The following is an 18,925-nucleotide window of genomic DNA, read 5'->3' as shown; positions in this document are numbered from 1 at the left end:
CTTGCGTTTCGACATCTCTGATCTCCTTCTCGTCGAAGATCAGCAGACTGCAAATCGTAGCTTATGTCAGTGTCCGAATTTCGGGGGGTAGCTCAGTTTTCTGTCGGGCAAGGCTATCGCTACACGAAGCGCGCGGATGGGCTTTGAAAAACAATCAACCGAAATCAGAGCCGCACCGCCGTATTGGCCTCGTATTTTACGGCAGAGCCGACCGGGACTTTCCCGCCTATAAAAAGAGCGCGCTGGCCGTGCCGGTTTTCTGGGCGCCGTGACCGCGCGCACGCGACATGGGGTGCAACGGCAGGAGCGTGCCCGCTTTTCGGCAGCACAGCGCGCGCGAGTGAGTGATAGGCACCGCCGTGTCGGCATCTAACGCGCGCGTCGAGGGCACCGATAGGTCCGCCGAACGGGCATTTTGAAGAACCGAAATTCAATGCTCAGACAGCCAATTTTCTGCGGGCGGTCGCTCGCGCCGAGAGAACGGAGAGAGTGGAGAGAATTGACAGTGCAAGAACGATGGAGCCAACATCTACCCCAAGCATGGAGGATGGCATGAAGTGGTTGGCGCTCTCGTTTGGATTGTTAGCTGCACACGGATCGAACGCCAGCACTTTAGGCCAGAACCGAATGGACGACACCGTTACTTGGATGGCCAACCAAGCGACTTGCTCACAAGTTCTCGAAGTGTTCAGCGAGGTTAAAGCGGCGCAGACCCTGGCCGATGGCGGAAATAACTCTACCGTGGAGGCGTTCTTGAATTCTCAGGTTGGCAAAGATTGGGAGGTGCTGCGGGCCTATTTGCTGGGCTTTTCCGTCGCAACCGGCACGTCAATTTCTGATCTGGTTGGGAAAGTAGAGCGGGTGTGCATGAAGAACCCCAGCGCGCTTTTTATAAGCGCCATGGCTCACAGAAGCCCAAAACCGACGGCTCGCCCTGAGAGCATACCTTCGCCCGATGAGCTTCTCCCCCCTCCCAATGCACTCCACGGGCCGCATGGCCACCTCCACTGAGCAACGCAGATAATTTGCGTCTCCAACTGTTCGGAACATTTCACAGCGTTATTGCGCACAGACGAAAGCCACGACAAACGCCATGCAACGCGCTGGGTCTGTTCGCGGCAACTGGGCGTGAAGCATTGCGACAGATCGTCCGCTGAAATCCGGCTTGTTCCGGCTTGGTCTCTGTAATGGTGGGGGATGCGCAAAAACGTGATGCCATTTTTATACGCGTTTTCAATGCATTGCGTAAAGCAAGTGGCGGAGAGGACGCGACCGGGGGCGAACGTTCTCCAGGCACGCAACGGGAATGGCCCTGCGTTGTTCCGGCCAATTGCCGAAACGAAAGCAGTCAAAAAGAATGGAAACGTCGCTCAGCGGCGGCCGACCACCGCGCCGTCCAGAAAGCCAAGCCAGTTGTCCATGCCTTCGGATGTCCTGGCCGAGAGCGAAAGGATCCGGGCCGTTCCGTTGACCTCGGCAATGTTGCGCCGGCACAGGTCCTCGTCGAAATCCACGTGGGGGGCCAGGTCGATCTTGTTGATGATCACCAGTCCTGCGGCGCGGAACATGTGCGGATACTTCAACGGTTTGTCTTCGCCTTCGGTGGTCGAGATCACCGCGACTTTCATGTGCTCGCCCAGATCGAACATCGACGGGCAGACCAGATTGCCGACATTTTCGATCAACAGAAGCGCGCCGGGTTCCGGGTCGAGCGTGGCAACGGCATCCGCGATCATATCCGCCTCCAGATGGCAGCCGGCGCCGGTGTTGATCTGGATCGCCCGCGCCCCGGCTGCCCGGATGCGTTCGGCATCGTTGGTGGTCATCTGGTCGCCTTCAATCACATAGATAGGGCGTTCGCCGGCCATCTCGGCAATCGTGCGTTCCAGAAGCGTTGTCTTGCCCGCGCCGGGCGAGCTGACGAGGTTCAGCGCCAGGACACCCCGCCCCTCGAACCAGCCACGATTGCGCGCGGCGATTGAATCGTTCTTGGACAGCACCGCCTGTTCAAGCGAAATGATTTCGCCATTGGGTCCGTGGGCATGGGGTTTGTCATCGCCCTCGTGGGGATGATGGTGATCGTGGGAATGGGCATGCCCATGTTCGTGCCCGTGATCATGGCCATGATGGTGATCATGATCGTGCAGCAGCCCCCCCTGCCGGATCAGCGTTTCCTTGCCGGTCTCCGGATCTACCATCTTCACGTCATTGGCCGGGTCAGAACATCCACAGGTTCCACACATCAGGCGATCTCCCCAAATTCGAATTCCTTGATCAGAAACGTGTCCGCATCCGCTTCGACGATTTCCAGTGTTGCCCCCGATAGCGAGGTGTCTTCGGTCACGATGTCCCAGCAGAACTGCAGTGCCCGGGTTTCGACACAAGCCAGCGGACCGATTGCGACCCTGACCCGCGCCACCGGCCTGTCGCCGGCGTTTTCGCTGACGATCGAGACGATGTTTCGCGACAACCCCAGTTCGTGCATGTCAAAGCCCGCCCCAGGCGATGGGGGCCGTTTCGGCAATGACCTCGGCGCCGATGCCGATGGCCACAACCGCCGCCGCAACCACAACGCCCATATGCAAGACCTTGGCCGTGCGTTCTATCGACGCCAGGGGCCATGCGACGGCAAAAGACAGAGCAGCCATGCCCGCCACCGATCCAAGCCCGAAAATCAGGATGTAGCCCAGCGCCACAGTAGGGCTCTGCGTGGTGGCGACGGCTAGGGCCAAGAGCCCGGCCGAGCCGGCCGCCCCATGCATCAGCCCGACCAGAAGCGCGCGCCAGGGCAGGCCCTGCGCATGTACGTGAGCGTGGGTCGAGGCCCCGTGCGGGGCGGTTTCTCCGGCATGGCTGTGGGCGTGCAGATGCACATTGCCGTTGCCGTGCGAATGGGCATGGAAATGCACCCGCTTCCGCGCCAGCCGCCACAGCAGGTTTACCCCCAAGGCCACAAGCATAACCCCGACGGCGAACTCCAGCCATGCGGCGCGGACATCAGTCAGGGCATAGCCGAACACCAGAACCAGGGCACCAAGTGCAAACAACGTGATCGTGTGCCCGGTGCCCCAGAAGGCGCCGCGCAGCGCCATGCGCCGCCGACCGCCTGTCTTTTCCGCGGACATCGCCGCCATCGCGGCCAGATGGTCGGCCTCCAGCGCATGGGTCATGCCGATCAGAAAGCCGAGTGACAGAAAGCCCAGCATCAGCAAATCCTCGGCAATTGTTCGCCCACGAGCATGTCGACGATCCGCCCACCACCAAACACCGTCTGCATCACCACCCGGCCGGGATGGGTCTGAGTGGCGCGCCCGACGGCAACGGCGCCTGCGCCGGCTTCCGTAGCGCGCATGACTGCAAGCGCGGCATCGGCTTGGGCCTCCGGGACAAACAGCACCAACGTGCCCTCATTGGCCAGATAAAGCGGGTCAAGCCCGAGGATTTCGCACACGCCCTTAACCTCAGTGCGCAAGGGTAGTGCGATTTCGTCGATCTCGATGCCGCATCCCGCGGCTTCGGCGATCTCATTGAGCGCCGAGGCCAGCCCCCCACGCGTTGCATCGCGTGCCGCCCTCACCGTGACCGCGTCGCAGGCTGCTTCCATCAGCGCGTTCAGCGGCCGACAGTCGCTGGGGATCTCGACGCTCAGCGCCATATCCCCCCGGGCCGCCAGAATGGCCGCACCGTGATCGCCCAGAACACCGTTGACGATGGCCACATCACCAGGGCGGACCTTTTCAGCGGCCAGGTCCCGCCCCGGAGGTATCACACCGACGCCAGAGGTGGTGATGAATATCCCGTCCGCCGATCCGCGTTCGACGACCTTGGTGTCCCCGGTGACGATCCGAACGCCTGCTTCGGCCGCCGCCGCGCGCATGGAGGCCACGACGCGGCGCAACAGTGCCACATCGGTACCTTCCTCGATGATGAACGCCGCCGAGAGCCACAGGGGTCGCGCGCCGCCCACGGCCAGATCGTTGACGGTGCCGCACACCGCGATCTTGCCGATATCGCCGCCGGGAAACTCCAGCGGGCTGACCACGAAACCGTCCGTGGTGAAGGCCAGCCGAGCGCCAGGTTCGGCCAGGGCCGCATCGGTCAAGCGCGCCTGATCTTCCATGCCGTCTGGCTCGAAGGCCGATACGAACACGTCTTCGATCAGATCGCGCATGGCCTTGCCGCCGCCGCCATGGGCAAGCGTAACTGTATCGCTCTTCATCCGGCGGATCGGCTGGTTCATTCCGCCGGCTCCAGATCAAGGCCGCCATACTGGTAGTATGCCGCACAAGCGCCCTCGGACGAAACCATGAGCGCCCCCAGGGGCATTTCCGGCGTGCAGCCCGTGCCGAATTGCGGGCATTGGCGCGGCTTCAGCCGTCCGGTCATCACGTCACCACAGGCACAGCCTTCGGGCTCGGGCACGAACCGGGCAGCGCCTTGCCCATACCCGACCCCGAATTTCTCTTCGGCGTCGTATGCGGCGTATTTGCGCCGGATCCTGAGGCCCGAGCTGTCGATCTCGCCAAGGCCGCGCCATTCGAAGCTGGGGCGCGGCTCGTAGACGTCCTCGCAGGCGGCAATCGACACTGGATTGCCGGAATCGGGCACGACGCGGGAATACTGGTTTTCCACCTCGGCGCGCCCGTCGCGCAGCTGCTCCAGCACCATCAGAACCGATTGCAAAAGGTCGATCGGCTCGAACCCCGCCACGACGATGGGCTTGCCGTAATCGCGGGCGATGAACCGGTAGGGTTCGATCCCGATCACCATCGACACATGCCCGGGGCCCACGAACCCGTCGAGCACCATGTGCGGGTCGTCCAGCAGCACCTTGATCGGCGGCGGCACGGTGATGTGGTTGCAGAAGACCGAGAAGTTGGTGAGGTTTTCGGCTGCCGCCTGCTGAATCGACAGGGCGGTGGACGGCGTCGTGGTTTCGAACCCGAGGCCAAAGAACACCACTTCGCGGTCCGGGTTGCGCCGCGCCAGTTCCAGCGCATCCAGCGGCGAATAGACCATGCGGACATCCGCGCCGTCCGCCTTGGCCTGAAGCAGGGATTTCCGCGTTCCCGGCACGCGCATGGCATCGCCGAAGGTGGTGAAGATGACCTCGGGCCGCTCGGCCAGTTCGACGCATTCGTCCACGCGGCTCATCGGCAGCACGCAAACCGGACAACCGGGGCCGTGGATGAATTCCAGCCCGTCTGGCGTCAGCTTGTCCAGCCCATAGCGAAAAATCGCATGGGTATGGCCACCGCAGATTTCCATGATGTGAACCGGCTTTTCCTTAGTCGCGCCAATCTCGTCTGTCACCTTTGCGATCCGTGCCAGCAGCGCCCTGGCGGCGGCGGGATCGCGGAATTCGTCGGCATATTTCATGACACACGCTCCATCGCCTGCTGACTGGCCCGCATGGCCTCGATCTCTTCCTGCGCCTCGCCCAGCATTTTCAGAACCTCCATCGTCTTGGCGGCCTCTTCCTCGTTGATCCGGCTCATGGCAAAGCCCACATGGATCAGCGTCCAAGTGCCGATCAAATCCTCCAGCGGCGCGTCACCCGCGATGCAGGCGACGTTGACCTCGCGGCGCACGCCCGAGACGTCAGCAATGGCCAGTTTCTTTTCCGCCGACGCGATTTCGACGATCTGGCCCGGTATCCCAAGGCACATGGTTCATCCTCCCCTGTTCAGATGCGCAAGGCCGACAGCCGCCTGCCCCAGCGCCAGCCCGCCATCATTGGCGGGAACGTTCCTGTGCGTGAGGGCGCACAGCCCCTGCTTGGCGACCTGATCCAGAACCAGCCACTGCAAGGTGGCGTTCTGGAAACAGCCGCCGCTGAGCGCGACCGTGTCGATATCGCTGTCGGCCGTGATCCGACGGATCATCTGGCCGATGGCCTTTGCCAACCCGCGGTGGAACCGGGCCGAGATCACGCCAACCGGCGTGTCGAGCACCAGATCGCCCAGCATCGCCCGCCAGACTGCCAGCGGCTCGATATAAGGCAGGCCACGCCCGCCCAGAAGCGGTATGGAAAACGGATAGGCCAGATCGTCCGGTTCGCTCAAAGCGTCTTCATCCAGCGCTGCCTCAAAGGCCATTGCGGCCTGTGCCTCGTAACTCTGGCGATCCCAGGCTAGCCCGGTGATCGCAGCGGCGGCATCGAACAGCCGCCCGCAAGAGGACGAGGCCGGGCTGTTGGTGCCCGAAGCGACCATCGCGTCCAGTTGCGCGCGCGGCGCCGCTTCGAGCCGCCGAACCAGATCGAGGTCGGCGAAATTCATCTTCAACTCGGCCCAGCCCATTTCGGCCATCAGATGCGCATAGGCATTGCGCCAGGGTTCGCGCACCGCGGCCGCGCCACCGATCAGCGGCACGGGCTTCAGAAGGCCGGCGCGGCGATAACCGGCATAATCGGCAACCAGGAATTCGCCGCCCCAGATCGTGCCGTCATCGCCCAGCCCCAGCCCGTCCATCGCCACCCCCAGAACCGGCGGCGCGGCAAAGGCGCGCCCGTTATCGGCCAGACAGGCGGCGATATGGGCGTGGTGATGGTTGACCTCGATCACCGGCAGGCCGCCGGCCATCTCGTAACCGCGCTTGGTCGAGAGGTATTCGGGATGGGCATCGACGACGATGGCATCCGGATCGAGGCCGTAGAACCGGCGATAGAGATCAAGGTTGCGCGCCGCCTCGTCAAAGGTCGCCACGTCCTCCAGATCACCCATGTGCTGGCTGAGGATCGCGCGGCCCTGATCGGTCAGGCAGAAGGTGTTCTTGAGTTCGCTGCCAAGGGCAAAGACCGTGTGAGCGTCGGGGGCATCGTCGGGCAGCGGGATCGGACGCGGCGCGTAGCCCCGCGCGCGGCGCAGGATCGCCGGCGCCTCGCCATCCAGCCGCACGACGCTGTCGTCAATGCGGTTTTCGATGTCGCGATCATGGAACAGGGCAAAATCGGCGATCGGAGCAAGCTCGCGCCGTGCCTCGTCGTTGCCGGTGCATTGCGGCCGGCCCGACATGTTGCCCGAGGTCATCACAACGGGGCGCTTCATTCGCCTGAGCAGCATGTGATGCATCGGCGTGTTGGGCAGCATGAAGCCCAGCCGATCCAGCCCCGGCGCCACCGCCCCGGGCAAGGTTTCGAGGCGTGCCTTCAGCAGCACGATGGGCGCCTCGGGCGAGGCGAGAAGCTCGGCCTCGGCCTCGCTCACCTCGGCATGGGCGCGGATCACATCCAGATCGCGCGCCATCAGCGCAAAGGGCTTGTCGGACCGCCGCTTGCGCTCACGCAAGGTCTGGACCACATCGGCGCGGGTCGCATCGCAGGCCAAGTGAAAGCCGCCCAGCCCCTTCACGGCGACGATATGGCCGTTCATCAGCGCACCGCCGGCGGCATCCACATCGTCCATCATCGAAAACGCTTCGAGGTTCACGGTGCCCCCGCCCAGCTTTTCCAGCCAGGCGCGGGGGCCGCAGACATGGCAGGCGATGGGCTGGGCGTGAAACCTGCGGTCGCCGGGGTTTTCATATTCGGCGCGGCAATCGGGGCACATCTCGAACGCCGCCATCGTCGTGGTGGCCCGGTCATAGGGCGCTTCGCGGATGATCGACAGGCGCGGGCCGCAATTCGTACAGTTGGCAAAAGGATAGCGATAGCGCCGTTGGAACGGGTCGCGGGTCTCTTCCAGACAGTCGGGGCAGACGGCCATGTCGGGCGTCACCGAGATGCGGTCCGATCCCGCCTCGGAAGGAGCTATTTCGAAATTGTCCGGGGCATCGTCGGAAATGCGATAGGCTTCAACGGTGTCGATCCGGGCCAGCTTTGGCAGCGCCGCGCGCAGCCGTACCTCGAACCGGTCGGCCATTTCCCCCCAAAGACGGATTTCCACGCCGCGCGCTGTGTTCCTGACATCGCCGGTGAGGTCCATTTCACGGGCCAGCCGCCAGACCGTGGGGCGAAAGCCGACCCCCTGCACCTGTCCCTGCACGATCAGGCCGAGGCCCGAGAGCTTTTCCGCAGCCAACCCGGTCATGGCGCCATCTTCCACAACAACACCCGGTTGTTCCCGCTGTCGGCGACGGCTACCAGACCATCCCGCGCGCCGAGGCCATAGGGCCAGCACAGGCTGTCGCGCCGCGCGATGCCCCAGCCATTGTCGCCCTTGGAAGCAAAATCGGGCTGCCCGGTGAGCCGCGCCGCAGGGGGTGCCATCCCCGCCTCGGTCCAGCCAACCAGCCGGGAATTTGCGGTATCGGCCACCACCAGCAGCCCACCGCTTTCGGCCAGCGCATAGGGCATGTTGAGCGCCTGCGCCGTCGGATAATAATTGACCATGTTGTGATCGCAGTCGGCGAACCCCGCCTGTCCGATCAGCCCGTCACAGGGGGCGCCGTTCTTGCCCGGCAAACCGCCGGACCACAGCATCACCCGGTTGTTGCCGGCATCGGCCACGGCAAACTGCCCGTTCCACATGACCGCCCCATGCGGCCAGCGCATGGACATCGCATTGACATCGCCGCCAGCGTTTTCGTCACGCGAAGTGAAATCGGCCTGCCCCAGCACCAGATCGGCCGGTTGGCCGGTTTCGGTCACGTCGTTCCAGATCAACACTCGGCGATTGCCGCTGTCGCAGACGACCAGCCGCCCGTCCACCTCGGCCACGCCATAAGGCCAGTGCAGTGTCGCACCTGTCGGCGCATCCGCGCCGCGATTGGCCAGAACCTCGTCGACGCGCGCCTGCCCGAGGATGATATCCGCCAGCTGGTTGTGCCGCGTGGGCGGCGTGTGCCAGATCAAAACCCGGTGGTTCCACGCATCCGCCACCACCAGCCCGCCGCGCCATTCGGTGACGCCGGTGGGCACGTTCAGGCTGTGGGCATTGGGCTGCGCCTTTGCATTGCGCCCTTCATGGGCGAAATTCGGTTGCCCGACCAGAAGCTCCGCCGGCTGGTTGTCGGCCTCGGGCACCGATTGCCAGCCCAGCAGGCGGTGATGCCCGGTATCAGCCACCCAGAGCGAGCCATCGGAATGCAGGCAGGCACCGCGCGGGCCAAACAAGGTGTCGGGGCCAGGTTTCAACGCTGTGGCAAAATCCCCGTCAACCCAGCCCAGCACACGCTCTGGACCGTCTGGGTGCAGGAGCGGCGCGCCTAGTTGTTCCGTCCCCGGTGCCTTTACCGGCTCGAACGAGGGGGACAGCGACACTTTCATTGCGTCACCCGGACTTCGATCCGATCGCCGACCACCCGCACGCCGTGGGGCTGCAGTTGCACTTCGGGCGCCGTCAGGCATTCGCCGCTTTCCAGCGAATACTTGAACTGGTGATAGGGACAGGTCAGGAACCCGTCCGCAATCTCGCCGCCATCCATCGCCATGCCCATGTGGGCACAGGCGTTCTCGAAACAGGTCACCCGGTCGCCGAAACGGGACAGGAACACCGAATGCCCATCGACATCGCACAGCTTGGTCGCGCCATCCGGCAGGTCGCCCAGATCGGCCGCATGGCTCCAGCCATCTGTCTGATAAGCGGCAAAGGGCGAGGTGAAATGGACCTGATCGCCGCCGCCGCCCAGCCCCTTGGCCTGTTTCACCTCGGTGATCTGTGGCACCGCATCCTGAATCGCCTTCTTGACGCCGGAATAGAAGGTCAGCGCCGAGGCCGGGCAACCGTCGCAAGCCCCCAGGAACCGGACCACTGCCGAGCTTTCCCCAACCGAAACCAGTTCGGCATCGCCGCCGTGGCTGGCCAGCATGGGGCGCACCGTTTCGAGCGCGGCGTCGACCCGCTCGAACAGGCTGGGCTTCAGGATGCCGTGACGGCGCAGAACCGCATAGACCACCTCATCCGCCGCCGCTTCGCGCAGAGCCGACGCCATGCCTTCAACCCCTTGCAGGTGCCGGATCAGGCGCCGGAACGCCTCGGCGTTCAGCGCATCCACCGCCTCGGCGCGGGCCTGCGCGCCCTTGCGCGCGGCCTCGTCCCAGCCGTCTGCCAGGGATGCCAGCGCCTCGATGTCGCGCAGCATCTCGTCGAGCGTTCGCTCAGGGGTATGCGGGTCGCCGTCAGCCATGCTGGATCAGGCGTATTTCAGGTCTTTGAACAGGATCGGCTGCAAAAAGCCCGACACCGCGCCGCCGGCTATGGCCGCCACCCAGACTGGTGCGACCAGCGAAACGCCGTAGACGACAGCAACGCCGATCACGATCGCGACCAGCATCTGGCGGATGACCTTGCCCAGGTCCTGAAAGAGTTTGCCGGCAAGAAAGAGCTTTGCCGAATTGAGTGCCATTCCCAGCATCAGCGTGCCTCCTTACACCAAAGCGACCAGCGCAACGCCGATCACCACTGCCGCACCACCGGCGATCAGCCCATAGAGCATGCCCATGTAAGCGGCGAGTTCGTTGCCAAGTTCGGCCCCGCCGATGCGAATGCCCGAAAGCGCCCCGGCCCCCAGGGCCGCCAGCACGCCCAGAACCAGCGCGAGTATCAGTTCCATTTATCTCAAACCTTTCATTGCAGTGTCTCTTGAGTGTTCAGTGACTTCAGCAGATCCTGAAGCTCGCCGATTGCCTCGGCCAGCATCTGGACCTTCCCTGTTTCGCCTACGGCGGCAAATATCTTGCGGGCCTGGTGGTAGAGCCCCAGCGCCTGTGCGAGGTTGCCTGCGTTCCCCCCTTCGGGGTTTTCCGGGTCGTCTGGCAAGTTGGCCAGACAGTTGGCCTTGTTGGCGATGGTGTTGGCAAACTCGCCCGGCGTGTCGTTTTCGGTGCGCACCTTGAGCGCCTCGTCATAGGCCTCCAGCGCGCGGAACCCGTTTTCGACCGGGTGGCTTGACGAAGCATATTGCAGCGCATTGCCCAGATTATTCTGCAGCATCGCGTATTCGGTCGGATGGTCGATCAGGTTGACCACTTTCAGCCCTTCTTCAAAGGACTGGACCGCCAGCGCCTCGCGCATCTTGCCGCTGTCGTCGGAAAACGGGATGGACAGGAATGCGGTGGCCAGATTGTTCTGGAGAATGGCGAATTCCGCCGGGAATTGCGTGCGATCAAACACTCTCAGTGCACGCTGATAGGCACCGATGGCGTCCTGGATCTTGCCCATGCCCATACCGGCAAGGTTCTGGCAGATCAGCCCGAGGTTCATTTCCGCCTCGGCCACTTCTTCGTCCTTGCCCTCAGCCGTCAGCGTGGCCAGCGCGGTTTCCATTTCCTCGCGCGCCCGTTTCAGAAAGGCCGGGTCGTCGCTGGGCACCGACATCAACGCGGTCGACATCCGCGCCCGGATGCGCGCAGACAGCAGCGCGTCGCCAGCTGTGCAAAGGTCGATTGCTTGTTCATAAAGTTCGACAGCCGCCAGAAGGTCTTCGGGGGTTTTCGGTTTCTGCTGGATGCCCATGGCCATTTCCATGAGCATTTCCGCCTTTTCGGCGGTGGTTGCGTCCGCCTCGTCCACGCTGCGGCGTGCGGCCAGTACTTCGTCCGATGTGCGGCTTCGCGCGACCATCGCCATCCCCCCGAGAATCCTCTGCGTGTCGTGTTGGAGACCAGCTAAACCGTCGCGCCGTAGGGTGGCAACTTAGTTTTTCATGATGCAAACTTTGTTTACACTCAAGGTGGAGATGGCAAGTCCGCGACCAAAGCGCCATCTTCAGCAGACCACCGCACTTCCAGATTCGCGATGGAAAACTCGGCCAATCCATGCGCCTCGAACACATCTGGGGCGGTTGCCACCCGGTCGCCGCGCGCATTGCGCACCTTCAGCAAACAGCCGCCGGCGGCCATCTGGCGCACTGGCAGGATCATCAGCTTATCGTCGCGTATCAGGACGATAACTGCCTCCAGGCCGGCAAAGTAGGTATCGTAGATTTCGACCGGAACATAGATCGAGCCGCGCTTGACCTCGATTGCCCGGTTCATTTCAAACACATTTGCGAAATCCGGTCCGCCACGGTTTTGGCAGCAGCGCCGACTTCCGGCGACAGGCCCAGCCCCAGATCCAGCGATTTGGCCTCGACCAGCAAGACGGTCACATCGGCGGGGAATTCATCACCATAAATCTTTCGACCCGCAAACAGCGCATGATCCCAGCGGAAATCATGCAGGTTCAGGCTCTGGTTCGGCGGGCGTTCCAGCACGTCGCCGGGCACTTCGAAAACCGCGCCCGGGTCACCCTCTGGTGCGCGGGCATCCACGATGATGAGCCGCGCACAGCCCCGGGCCTGGTACATCACGCCCATGCCATCAGTGCCCGCGTCATAGATTGCTACGTCAGGACCCAGATCGCGCCCGCGAAGCAATTCAATCACGCGCGGTCCCACGCCGTCATCCGAGCGATTGGGATTGCCGCAGCCTATGACGGCCGTCAGATGCGCCAAAGCCGGCACGACCAGTGCGGTTCAACCGGCACGTCCAGTTCCGGCAGTTCGCAATACTTGCGATGGATCAGGTAGTACATGCAGGTCTCGCAGGGTTGCTCCATGTCTTCGGCGGTAATTGTGTGATCGGTAAATCCGCCGATGACCAGCTTTTTTTCCAGATCACCGGCCGCTTCGGTCCGCAGGCGACCTACGATCTGGTTGACCATTTCAGAGGTCTCGGCGCGCGGCCAGACCTCGGTTTCCAGGCCCGAGGCCAGCATGTCGCCAATGCGCGCGCGCAGGGCGTCGTCTTCGGGGCTGGATGCGCGATCGGTCATCGGCTGTCCTCCTCAGATCCTCCAGAGCCGACAGTACCAGTCCGGTTCGGCCGGCAGGTTCAGTTCGGGAAGGTCGCACCAGCGGCGATGTACGAGGTAGTACATGCATTCCTGGCAGCGCATCTGGTCTTCACCGTAGGGCTCCAGCAACCAGCCGCTCTCAACCAGCTTGTCGCGCAGCTGATCGGCGCTCATGGTGCGCAGCCGATCCAGAATCTTGGCGAATTCCCGGTCAGTTTCGGGAAACGGTTCCACCTGCGTCGTCAGCCCGTCCGCGAAGTGATCCTCGATCATCTTCAGCAGAGTGGCGTGATCGGCGTCCGCAGGCGCCTGACCGTATTTTTCCATGTAGCCGTCGCGCGCCTTGGCGGCGGCGTCGCTCTGGTCCGACATGTCGTGGACCTCCCCAATGCCACGAAAGGCCGGCGGAGCCTGCGAGAGGCTCCGCCCTTGGTTCAGACCCGCATCAAGCGGTGCGGAACCGTGCCAGTTCTTCGCCCGTCTTGCCATCATGGGCATGAACGGTGCACACAAGGCAACTGTCGTACGAGCGGCAGACATGGCCCACTTCCACCGGATCGGAGGGGTTTTCGATCGGCGTGCCGATCAGCGCCTCCTCGATGGGGCCGCGTTCGCCATCCGCCGCGCGCGGGCCGACATTCCAGGTGGTCGGGGCAATGATCTGGTAGTTCTTGATCTTGCCGTCCTGCACGTCGATCCAGTGGCACAGCGCACCGCGGATCGCCTCGGTGGCGCCCCAACCGCGACCGTCCTTTTCGGTCGGCTTGATGTACCATTCGTCGTTCAGCTTGAACTCGCGCAGGATGCGTTCGGCCTCGCGGTAGAGAATGCACAATTCGTGCATCCGCGCGAAATGGCGCAGCATGACCGAGGGGCCGCCCATCTTGCGGTACATGTCCAGCACCAGACCGTCGGAATGCTGGAAGTCGTGGCCGCCATCCATGCCGGCCACCAGACGCCGGGCCAGCGGCCCCGCTTCCAGCCGGCCGTTTTCGGCGTGGCGCACGGCGGTGGACCAGCTGTACTTGCCTTCGGGGTCCACCGGGTTCTTTTCCACCGGCTTGGTGGTGCGATCGAACGGGTGGAATTCACCCTGTTCGTCATACCAGGCATGGGTCAGGTCCTCGCGGGTGTGTACCTGATCCATCAGCTTGTGCGTATCCGAGGCCCCGTCATAGACGCCCGATTTCATGATCACCGCATCGTTGCGGCCATCGATGGTCGGGTTCTGGTACTTGTCCTCATGCGGCAGATATCCCCAGGTCACGAACTTGCCGTGGCCGGTGCCGTATTTGTCGAGGCCAATATCCTTGGACATCCGCCAGAACATGCCCAGATCGGAATTGGCGTGTTCAGGGCGCTCATCCAGCCAGGCCTCGAACTGCTCCATCGTCTGGATCTCTTCGTAGCGCTCCATCGAGCAGCCGAGCCACAGGGGCTCGATCCAGTTCCGGCGGAAATGTTCCAGGATCGACCAGGCACGCGTAACGTCCGTCAGTGTCGGGGCGCACATGACACCGCCCGGCACCATGTAGGAACTGTGCGGCCATTGCCCGCCCAAAAGCGCGTAAATCTCGACCGGACGCCCCGAGATCGTGACACCCGCCTCGTAAGACGTGCCGGTAAAGGGCGAATACCGCTTCACCGCCTCTTCATAGAAGGGGCTCATGGCGTAGTTCTTGTTCGTGTAGTCGATCATGAACAGGCCATAATGGTGGCGCGGAAGCGACTGGATCGATTCCACGATCTGGCCGAGATTGCGCGCCAGGATCGCGTTGCGCGGCACCGTGGTGCCCCAGGCGGTATCCAGCGCCCAGGCGGCACAGGTAAGGTGCGACGCCCCGCAGATGCCGCAGGCACGCGGCGTAACGACAAGCCCGGCCTGCGGGTCCTTGTCCTTCAGGATCACCTCGAACCCGCGGAACAGCTCCGCATGGGTCCAGGCATTGGTGACGACGCCGTTTTCGATATCGACACGGACGTCTAGATCGCCTTCGACCCGCCCAACGGGCGAGATGTCGAGCGTTTGAACTGCTGCTTCAGCCATGTTGTTTCTCCCTGTCGCGTATCAGACGACGAATATGTCTTCTTCGGCCCATGCCGGGGCTGCGCCCTTGGCGGCGGCCGTGAGTTTGATGTAGCCTTTCTTGTCCACGCCCTCGGGCATGTCCTTGGGCACGCCCATGACCGTCTGCGTCTTGAAGACGGTGCCCGGCGCCAGATCAAAGAACGGAAATTCCGGCTCGGTGCATCCCAGACAGGGCATGCCGGCCCGGGTCTTGGAAGACTGGCGGTTCCACAGGATGCGGTTGCAGGGGCTGTGGGTCATCGGTCCACGGCAGCCCAGATCATAGAACAGACAGCCCTTGCGCTGACCAAAGGCCGTGGTCGAGACCTTGTAGGCAAAGTGCATGTTCCGCGTGCAGCCGGTCTGCGTGAAGCTGGAGAAGAACGTCTTGGGGCGCTGGAATTCGTCCAGCGTCAGATCGCCAGCACGGCCTGTGGCCACAGCCACCAGGATTTGCGTCACCCAGTCGGGATGCGCGGGGCAGCCCGGGATGTTGATGACTGGCAAACCGGATTTTGCCGTGAACCCGGCCCCCAGCGCGCCACCCTTGTCCCGCTTGAGGAACTGCAGACCCTTGCTGTTGGTCGGGTTGGGTGCATTGGCGGGAATACCGCCCCAGGTGGCGCAATCGCCGATGGCCACCACGAAATCGGCGGCGTCGGACAATTCCTTGACCCACTCCTTCATTGGGCGGTTGCAGAACCGGTTCCATTCGCCGGTGCCGTTGGGCGCGTCGATCACCGTGCCTTCGAACACGAAGATGTCGAGCTTGATTTCGCCCGAGATGCACTTTTCCAGAATCGCCTTCACATCGTCGCCGAGTTCCAGACCCAGCGATGGTTGCCACAGCACATTGATTCCGAAATCGGTCACCAGATCACAGGCGCTGGGTTCCTCGGCGTTCAGAAACGACATGGTATTGCCCGAGCAGGCTCCGCCCTGAAGCCACAACAGATTGGCCATTGTTCCTCCCTTCGGCGGATGAACCGCCCTTTGACTTACGCGGCTGGCCACCGCGTTTTCGTGCGCCGGACCATCGGAAGATGCGCGGCGTCATGTCTTACGATATTCGGGGGGGGCGATTCTGTCAGCGCCTAATTTTTCGTCAGGCAGCAGGCGAAAAGCATCTTGGCATGTGCAAAGAAAGTTTGCGGATCACCCGTGCCGGTTGCCGCATCTGGGGCATTCCGCCTCGAGGAAATAGCTGTACCAGATGCCCCGGCAGCGGCTGCACCAGTGGCCCTTGGCACCGCGGCCCGAGGGTTCGACCTGCCGGGACAGGTCGGACAGACCAAGATCCTTTACCTTCTGGCTGGATGTCGGATAACGCCGCGAGAAAGGCATCGGTATCACGGTCTTGTCGTTCTCGGTGTGATCCGAATCGGTCATGTCACCGGCCTTTCCTACAGGGCCTTTTCGGCCAGACCGTAGCGCTTGATCTTGTTGGCCAGACCGACCCGCGAAAGGCCCAGATCCTGCGCCGCCTGCGTCTGGTTCCACTGATGCCGCGCCAGCGTGGATTCCACGATCCGGGCCTCCATCTCTTCCACCATCTCTTTCAGCGTGCCGCCGGTGATCTCCAGACCCTGCGGCAGCGTTTCGGCGAACCTGAGCTTTTCCAACTCGGGTGACAAGTGCCGTTCCGAGATGTAGCCGCCCTGTTCGGCCACCGCGACCATGCGTTGAACCTCGTTCTCCAACTCGCGCACATTGCCCGGGAATCGGTGGCGCGACAGGATCGCCAGAACCTCGGAAGTAAATCCCAGCACCCGCCGCCCAATCACGCCGGCATATTTTTCAAGGAAGAACTCTGCCAACGCGCTAACATCCTCCCGCCGTTCACGTAGAGGCGGAATTGTCAGGCTGAAGCCGTTCAAACGATAGTAGAGGTCCTTGCGGAATTCCCCGCGCGCGACCATTTCGTCGAGCGGCTTGTTGGTGGCGGCGATGATGCGCACATCGGCATGATACACCTCGTCCGACCCGACTGGCTTGACCTCGCCTTCCTGTAGCAGGCGCAACAGGGCCGCCTGAAACGTCATCGAGACCTCGGATATCTCGTCGAGGAACACCGTCCCCCCGTCGGCGGCGCGAAACAGCCCCAGCCGTTCGGCCGCGATGCCGGGAATGGCCCCGGCGAGATGGCCAAAGAGCTCCGCCCGCAGGGTGGTTTCGTCGATGCCGCCACAGTTCTGAATGTGCAACGGCGAGTCGGCGCGGTCGGAGTTGAAATGGATCGCCTTGGCCAGAAGCTCCTTGCCGGTGCCGGTTTCCCCGGTAATCAGCACCGGCATTTCGGTCGTTGCGGCCGTTTTGGCCTTGGACACCACATCGGCCATTTTCGGGCTGGCATAAACCAGGCGTTCGAATTTCGAGATACCGCCCGAGACCGACAGCCGCCTGTTTTCGTCAAACAGATCGTCATCGACGGACAGGTGCAGTTCGCGCGTCACGATCCGATGTCTGCGCGACAGCTCCGTCAGTTCGAGCGCCCGTTTGACCGCCAGTTTCACTTGCGAGACCACCACCGGTTTGGTCAGGAAAAGATAGGCGGCACTGTCACGCGCCAGCTTGTCCGCCTCGCCCAGCGACCGCTGCGAAGCGACAATGACACGCGGCAGGCGCGGATGCGAAAGCCGGACCTTGGCCAGCAGGACGGATTTCTGATCTCCGGCGCCGTCGGAATCGCAGATCACCAGATCCACGTCATGGCTTTCCAGCCGCGACAGCGCCTCGCGCCCCGTCGAAACGATAGACAGCCGGTAGGCCCGATCGCGTTTTAGAGCGCGCTCAAGTACCATCCGGAGGTCGCTGTCCTGTGTAACGGCCAGGATCGTACTGGTGGAGTCATTTGACATGCCTGATGATTACTATTAGCAAACATACTTTGCAAATTGAAAACTAAGTGATCAAAGACCACGCCCTCCAACACCGGTGCGGACGTATCAAATTGCAATCGGCCGGGTATTTCGCACGGCTGTCCACCCCTTTGGATCACCGTTACCAATCTGATGTAGAAGGCGTCATGCCCGATCTTCAATGGAGGCACATTATCCAAGGTCGTCACCCCACTTTCGCCCCCCAGAAAGACGTATGATCCGCCGCGAAATACCCATCCGCCGCGCGGAAATACCCCTGCAGTTCGACGGTATCGCCCGCGCTCAGCGGCACCATGGTCTGCAGCCAGAGCGCCGTGGCGAGCGTCTGATGGGAGCTGGAGACCTCGCCGAACGAGCCCCGGATTTCGGTGGTGCCGTTCAGGACCAGACGCCCGCGCATTCGGGCTGAGGTGCTGGCATTGACCTTGTAGAGCAGGCTCGCGCCGAACAGGTAGGTGCCGGCGACGGGCGCGGTGAAGAGATTGGTTGCGGGGTCGAAGGCACCCTGATTGTTGGCCTCGACCGCGTTGATGCCGATCTTCGTCCAGGCGGTGAGCGCGACGTAATTGTCGTAGTTGGTATAGGCCTTGAATCGTGGCAGTCGGGGCTGGTCGATGATGCCGGTGGCGCGATCAATGGTTAGTGCGTCGCGCCAGGCGCCGCCGTCCGGGCTCACCTTCAGGGTCAGATCGTCGGAGCCGAGGAGCCCGAATTCCGCCCGCCCGGAAAACCCCGACTGAAGCAGGAAAGACAGAACCCCGGCGGCATTTTCCTTGTTGAGGGTGACGCGCAGATCGCCACTGCCGCCCTCGGGCGCGGTGAGCGCGGTCCAGAGTGCCCCGTTCAGCTTGGCCGAAAACGGATTGGCGGCATCGGCGGTGGTGCCGAGACCCAGACGGGTCATGTTCTGCAGCGCGTCCGGCGTGACGCCGATCCACCCTGCGCCATCGAAGACCAGCAGCACCGCCTCATCCTCGATCCAGACCCGCCAGCCTGTTTGCGGCGCGAGCCGCACCCACGCGCTACCCGAAAACATCGCCACGTCGCCGTCCCAACCTGCCCATGCGCCGGTGGCGCCGGTGGCGACGATGTAGCGGTCGCCCTCGGCGGGGCTGCCGGGCGGCGCGGTCAGATCCCGGTCCTTCACGGAAAGCTGCAAGAGGCCATCGAGCCGGTCGAGGGCTTCGTTGTGGGTGACGTGTTTCTGCGCCTGCGCGGCGGTGATGTAGGGAAGCGCGAGGTTCGGGGTGGTCATGGATGCC

Annotated in this window: 23 protein-coding genes; 2 read left to right on the top strand and 21 right to left on the bottom strand. The window is 63.0% G+C overall.

What is annotated here, in order from left to right:
- The coding region (locus tag BLV97_RS21400; protein WP_210184777.1) for a hypothetical protein at nucleotides 1-272 on the top strand (272 nt) is incomplete at its 5' end.
- Between the two features lie 280 nt (nucleotides 273-552).
- On the top strand, nucleotides 553-1,011 hold the full coding sequence (locus BLV97_RS07655; RefSeq protein WP_143037500.1) for a hypothetical protein: 459 nt from the start codon (nucleotides 553-555) through the stop codon (nucleotides 1,009-1,011).
- A gap of 359 nt (nucleotides 1,012-1,370) precedes the next feature.
- Here the strand turns inward: BLV97_RS07655 and hypB are convergent, their stop codons facing one another.
- The 21 genes from hypB to BLV97_RS07550 all read right to left on the bottom strand — a co-directional run bounded on the left by hypB (nucleotide 1,371) and on the right by BLV97_RS07550 (nucleotide 18,918).
- Entirely contained in the window at nucleotides 1,371-2,243 is an 873-nt protein-coding gene (gene hypB, locus BLV97_RS07650; RefSeq protein WP_035843597.1) for a hydrogenase nickel incorporation protein HypB, read from the bottom strand.
- On the bottom strand, nucleotides 2,243-2,485 hold the full coding sequence (locus BLV97_RS07645) for a hydrogenase maturation nickel metallochaperone HypA/HybF (RefSeq protein ID WP_035843600.1): 243 nt from the start codon (nucleotides 2,483-2,485) through the stop codon (nucleotides 2,243-2,245). The genes hypB and BLV97_RS07645 overlap by 1 nt, the downstream gene beginning before the upstream one ends.
- Nucleotide 2,486: 1 nt before the next feature.
- Nucleotides 2,487-3,206, bottom strand: a complete 720-nt coding sequence (locus BLV97_RS07640; RefSeq protein WP_035843601.1) for a sulfite exporter TauE/SafE family protein — start codon at nucleotides 3,204-3,206, stop codon at nucleotides 2,487-2,489.
- Nucleotides 3,206-4,240, bottom strand: coding sequence for a hydrogenase expression/formation protein HypE (gene hypE / locus BLV97_RS07635; protein ID WP_035843603.1), 1,035 nt, complete (start codon nucleotides 4,238-4,240; stop codon nucleotides 3,206-3,208). Before hypE ends, BLV97_RS07640 begins: the two co-directional genes overlap by 1 nt.
- Nucleotides 4,237-5,379 (bottom strand): hydrogenase formation protein HypD, encoded by a 1,143-nt coding sequence (gene hypD, locus BLV97_RS07630; RefSeq protein WP_035843605.1) that lies wholly within the window; start codon nucleotides 5,377-5,379, stop codon nucleotides 4,237-4,239. Before hypD ends, hypE begins: the two co-directional genes overlap by 4 nt.
- Nucleotides 5,376-5,669, bottom strand: coding sequence for a HypC/HybG/HupF family hydrogenase formation chaperone (locus BLV97_RS07625; protein ID WP_035843608.1), 294 nt, complete (start codon nucleotides 5,667-5,669; stop codon nucleotides 5,376-5,378). Before BLV97_RS07625 ends, hypD begins: the two co-directional genes overlap by 4 nt.
- Nucleotides 5,670-5,672: 3 nt before the next feature.
- Nucleotides 5,673-8,030, bottom strand: coding sequence for a carbamoyltransferase HypF (hypF, locus tag BLV97_RS07620; RefSeq protein WP_210184776.1), 2,358 nt, complete (start codon nucleotides 8,028-8,030; stop codon nucleotides 5,673-5,675).
- Nucleotides 8,027-9,208, bottom strand: a complete 1,182-nt coding sequence (locus BLV97_RS07615) for an NHL repeat-containing protein (protein ID WP_035843611.1) — start codon at nucleotides 9,206-9,208, stop codon at nucleotides 8,027-8,029. The genes hypF and BLV97_RS07615 overlap by 4 nt, the downstream gene beginning before the upstream one ends.
- Nucleotides 9,205-10,068 carry a NifU family protein gene (locus BLV97_RS07610; RefSeq protein WP_035843613.1) on the bottom strand — a complete coding sequence of 288 codons (864 nt, stop codon included), beginning with the start codon at nucleotides 10,066-10,068 and terminating at the stop codon, nucleotides 9,205-9,207. The genes BLV97_RS07615 and BLV97_RS07610 overlap by 4 nt, the downstream gene beginning before the upstream one ends.
- 6 nt (nucleotides 10,069-10,074) lie before the next feature.
- Nucleotides 10,075-10,296, bottom strand: a complete 222-nt coding sequence (locus BLV97_RS07605; protein WP_035843616.1) for a hypothetical protein — start codon at nucleotides 10,294-10,296, stop codon at nucleotides 10,075-10,077.
- A 12-nt stretch (nucleotides 10,297-10,308) separates the two neighbouring features.
- On the bottom strand, nucleotides 10,309-10,494 hold the full coding sequence (locus BLV97_RS07600; RefSeq protein WP_035843617.1) for a hypothetical protein: 186 nt from the start codon (nucleotides 10,492-10,494) through the stop codon (nucleotides 10,309-10,311).
- A 14-nt stretch (nucleotides 10,495-10,508) separates the two neighbouring features.
- Nucleotides 10,509-11,510, bottom strand: coding sequence for a tetratricopeptide repeat protein (locus BLV97_RS07595; RefSeq protein WP_244520986.1), 1,002 nt, complete (start codon nucleotides 11,508-11,510; stop codon nucleotides 10,509-10,511).
- 98 nt (nucleotides 11,511-11,608) lie between these two features.
- Nucleotides 11,609-11,917 (bottom strand): hypothetical protein, encoded by a 309-nt coding sequence (locus BLV97_RS07590; protein ID WP_035843620.1) that lies wholly within the window; start codon nucleotides 11,915-11,917, stop codon nucleotides 11,609-11,611.
- On the bottom strand, nucleotides 11,914-12,375 hold the full coding sequence (locus BLV97_RS07585) for a hydrogenase maturation protease (RefSeq protein WP_035843681.1): 462 nt from the start codon (nucleotides 12,373-12,375) through the stop codon (nucleotides 11,914-11,916). The genes BLV97_RS07590 and BLV97_RS07585 overlap by 4 nt, the downstream gene beginning before the upstream one ends.
- Nucleotides 12,363-12,695, bottom strand: coding sequence for a hypothetical protein (locus BLV97_RS07580; protein WP_035843622.1), 333 nt, complete (start codon nucleotides 12,693-12,695; stop codon nucleotides 12,363-12,365). Before BLV97_RS07580 ends, BLV97_RS07585 begins: the two co-directional genes overlap by 13 nt.
- 12 nt (nucleotides 12,696-12,707) lie before the next feature.
- Nucleotides 12,708-13,088 (bottom strand): hypothetical protein, encoded by a 381-nt coding sequence (locus tag BLV97_RS07575; RefSeq protein ID WP_210184775.1) that lies wholly within the window; start codon nucleotides 13,086-13,088, stop codon nucleotides 12,708-12,710.
- A gap of 73 nt (nucleotides 13,089-13,161) precedes the next feature.
- Nucleotides 13,162-14,763, bottom strand: coding sequence for a nickel-dependent hydrogenase large subunit (locus tag BLV97_RS07570; RefSeq protein WP_035843624.1), 1,602 nt, complete (start codon nucleotides 14,761-14,763; stop codon nucleotides 13,162-13,164).
- A gap of 21 nt (nucleotides 14,764-14,784) precedes the next feature.
- Nucleotides 14,785-15,747: an NADH-quinone oxidoreductase subunit B family protein gene (locus BLV97_RS07565; RefSeq protein ID WP_035843626.1), complete on the bottom strand. Its 963-nt coding sequence runs from the start codon at nucleotides 15,745-15,747 to the stop codon at nucleotides 14,785-14,787.
- A gap of 192 nt (nucleotides 15,748-15,939) precedes the next feature.
- Nucleotides 15,940-16,173 carry a hypothetical protein gene (locus BLV97_RS07560; RefSeq protein ID WP_035843629.1) on the bottom strand — a complete coding sequence of 78 codons (234 nt, stop codon included), beginning with the start codon at nucleotides 16,171-16,173 and terminating at the stop codon, nucleotides 15,940-15,942.
- A 14-nt stretch (nucleotides 16,174-16,187) separates the two neighbouring features.
- A complete protein-coding gene (locus tag BLV97_RS07555; protein WP_035843630.1) occupies nucleotides 16,188-17,642 on the bottom strand; it encodes a sigma-54-dependent transcriptional regulator in 1,455 nt (484 codons plus the stop codon).
- A gap of 205 nt (nucleotides 17,643-17,847) precedes the next feature.
- Nucleotides 17,848-18,918 (bottom strand): DUF2793 domain-containing protein, encoded by a 1,071-nt coding sequence (locus tag BLV97_RS07550; protein WP_035843632.1) that lies wholly within the window; start codon nucleotides 18,916-18,918, stop codon nucleotides 17,848-17,850.
- Nucleotides 18,919-18,925: the final 7 nt, after the last annotated feature.

Source organism: Allgaiera indica (genome assembly GCF_900106675.1).
GTDB lineage: Bacteria > Pseudomonadota > Alphaproteobacteria > Rhodobacterales > Rhodobacteraceae > Acidimangrovimonas > Acidimangrovimonas indica.
The sequence above is the reverse complement of the archived record's forward strand: the minus strand, read 5'-3'. Positions and strand labels throughout refer to the sequence as shown.

What these genes read in the sequence shown, in the direction of transcription:
- BLV97_RS07640 (WP_035843601.1), bottom strand. Translation starts at nt 3,206, where the DNA reads ATGCTGGGCTTTCTGTCACTCGGCTTTCTGATCGGCATGACCCATGCG.
- BLV97_RS07560 (WP_035843629.1), bottom strand. Translation starts at nt 16,173, where the DNA reads ATGACCGATTCGGATCACACCGAGAACGACAAGACCGTGATACCGATG.
- hypF (WP_210184776.1), bottom strand. Translation starts at nt 8,030, where the DNA reads ATGACCGGGTTGGCTGCGGAAAAGCTCTCGGGCCTCGGCCTGATCGTG.
- BLV97_RS07615 (WP_035843611.1), bottom strand. Translation starts at nt 9,208, where the DNA reads ATGAAAGTGTCGCTGTCCCCCTCGTTCGAGCCGGTAAAGGCACCGGGG.
- hypD (WP_035843605.1), bottom strand. Translation starts at nt 5,379, where the DNA reads ATGAAATATGCCGACGAATTCCGCGATCCCGCCGCCGCCAGGGCGCTG.
- BLV97_RS07600 (WP_035843617.1), bottom strand. Translation starts at nt 10,494, where the DNA reads ATGGAACTGATACTCGCGCTGGTTCTGGGCGTGCTGGCGGCCCTGGGG.
- BLV97_RS07580 (WP_035843622.1), bottom strand. Translation starts at nt 12,695, where the DNA reads ATGACCGATCGCGCATCCAGCCCCGAAGACGACGCCCTGCGCGCGCGC.
- BLV97_RS07645 (WP_035843600.1), bottom strand. Translation starts at nt 2,485, where the DNA reads ATGCACGAACTGGGGTTGTCGCGAAACATCGTCTCGATCGTCAGCGAA.
- BLV97_RS07655 (WP_143037500.1), top strand. Translation starts at nt 553, where the DNA reads ATGAAGTGGTTGGCGCTCTCGTTTGGATTGTTAGCTGCACACGGATCG.
- BLV97_RS07610 (WP_035843613.1), bottom strand. Translation starts at nt 10,068, where the DNA reads ATGGCTGACGGCGACCCGCATACCCCTGAGCGAACGCTCGACGAGATG.
- hypB (WP_035843597.1), bottom strand. Translation starts at nt 2,243, where the DNA reads ATGTGTGGAACCTGTGGATGTTCTGACCCGGCCAATGACGTGAAGATG.
- BLV97_RS07565 (WP_035843626.1), bottom strand. Translation starts at nt 15,747, where the DNA reads ATGGCCAATCTGTTGTGGCTTCAGGGCGGAGCCTGCTCGGGCAATACC.
- BLV97_RS07550 (WP_035843632.1), bottom strand. Translation starts at nt 18,918, where the DNA reads ATGACCACCCCGAACCTCGCGCTTCCCTACATCACCGCCGCGCAGGCG.
- BLV97_RS07575 (WP_210184775.1), bottom strand. Translation starts at nt 13,088, where the DNA reads ATGTCGGACCAGAGCGACGCCGCCGCCAAGGCGCGCGACGGCTACATG.
- BLV97_RS07570 (WP_035843624.1), bottom strand. Translation starts at nt 14,763, where the DNA reads ATGGCTGAAGCAGCAGTTCAAACGCTCGACATCTCGCCCGTTGGGCGG.
- hypE (WP_035843603.1), bottom strand. Translation starts at nt 4,240, where the DNA reads ATGAACCAGCCGATCCGCCGGATGAAGAGCGATACAGTTACGCTTGCC.
- BLV97_RS07595 (WP_244520986.1), bottom strand. Translation starts at nt 11,510, where the DNA reads ATGGCGATGGTCGCGCGAAGCCGCACATCGGACGAAGTACTGGCCGCA.
- BLV97_RS07555 (WP_035843630.1), bottom strand. Translation starts at nt 17,642, where the DNA reads ATGTCAAATGACTCCACCAGTACGATCCTGGCCGTTACACAGGACAGC.
- BLV97_RS07625 (WP_035843608.1), bottom strand. Translation starts at nt 5,669, where the DNA reads ATGTGCCTTGGGATACCGGGCCAGATCGTCGAAATCGCGTCGGCGGAA.
- BLV97_RS07590 (WP_035843620.1), bottom strand. Translation starts at nt 11,917, where the DNA reads ATGAACCGGGCAATCGAGGTCAAGCGCGGCTCGATCTATGTTCCGGTC.
- BLV97_RS07605 (WP_035843616.1), bottom strand. Translation starts at nt 10,296, where the DNA reads ATGCTGGGAATGGCACTCAATTCGGCAAAGCTCTTTCTTGCCGGCAAA.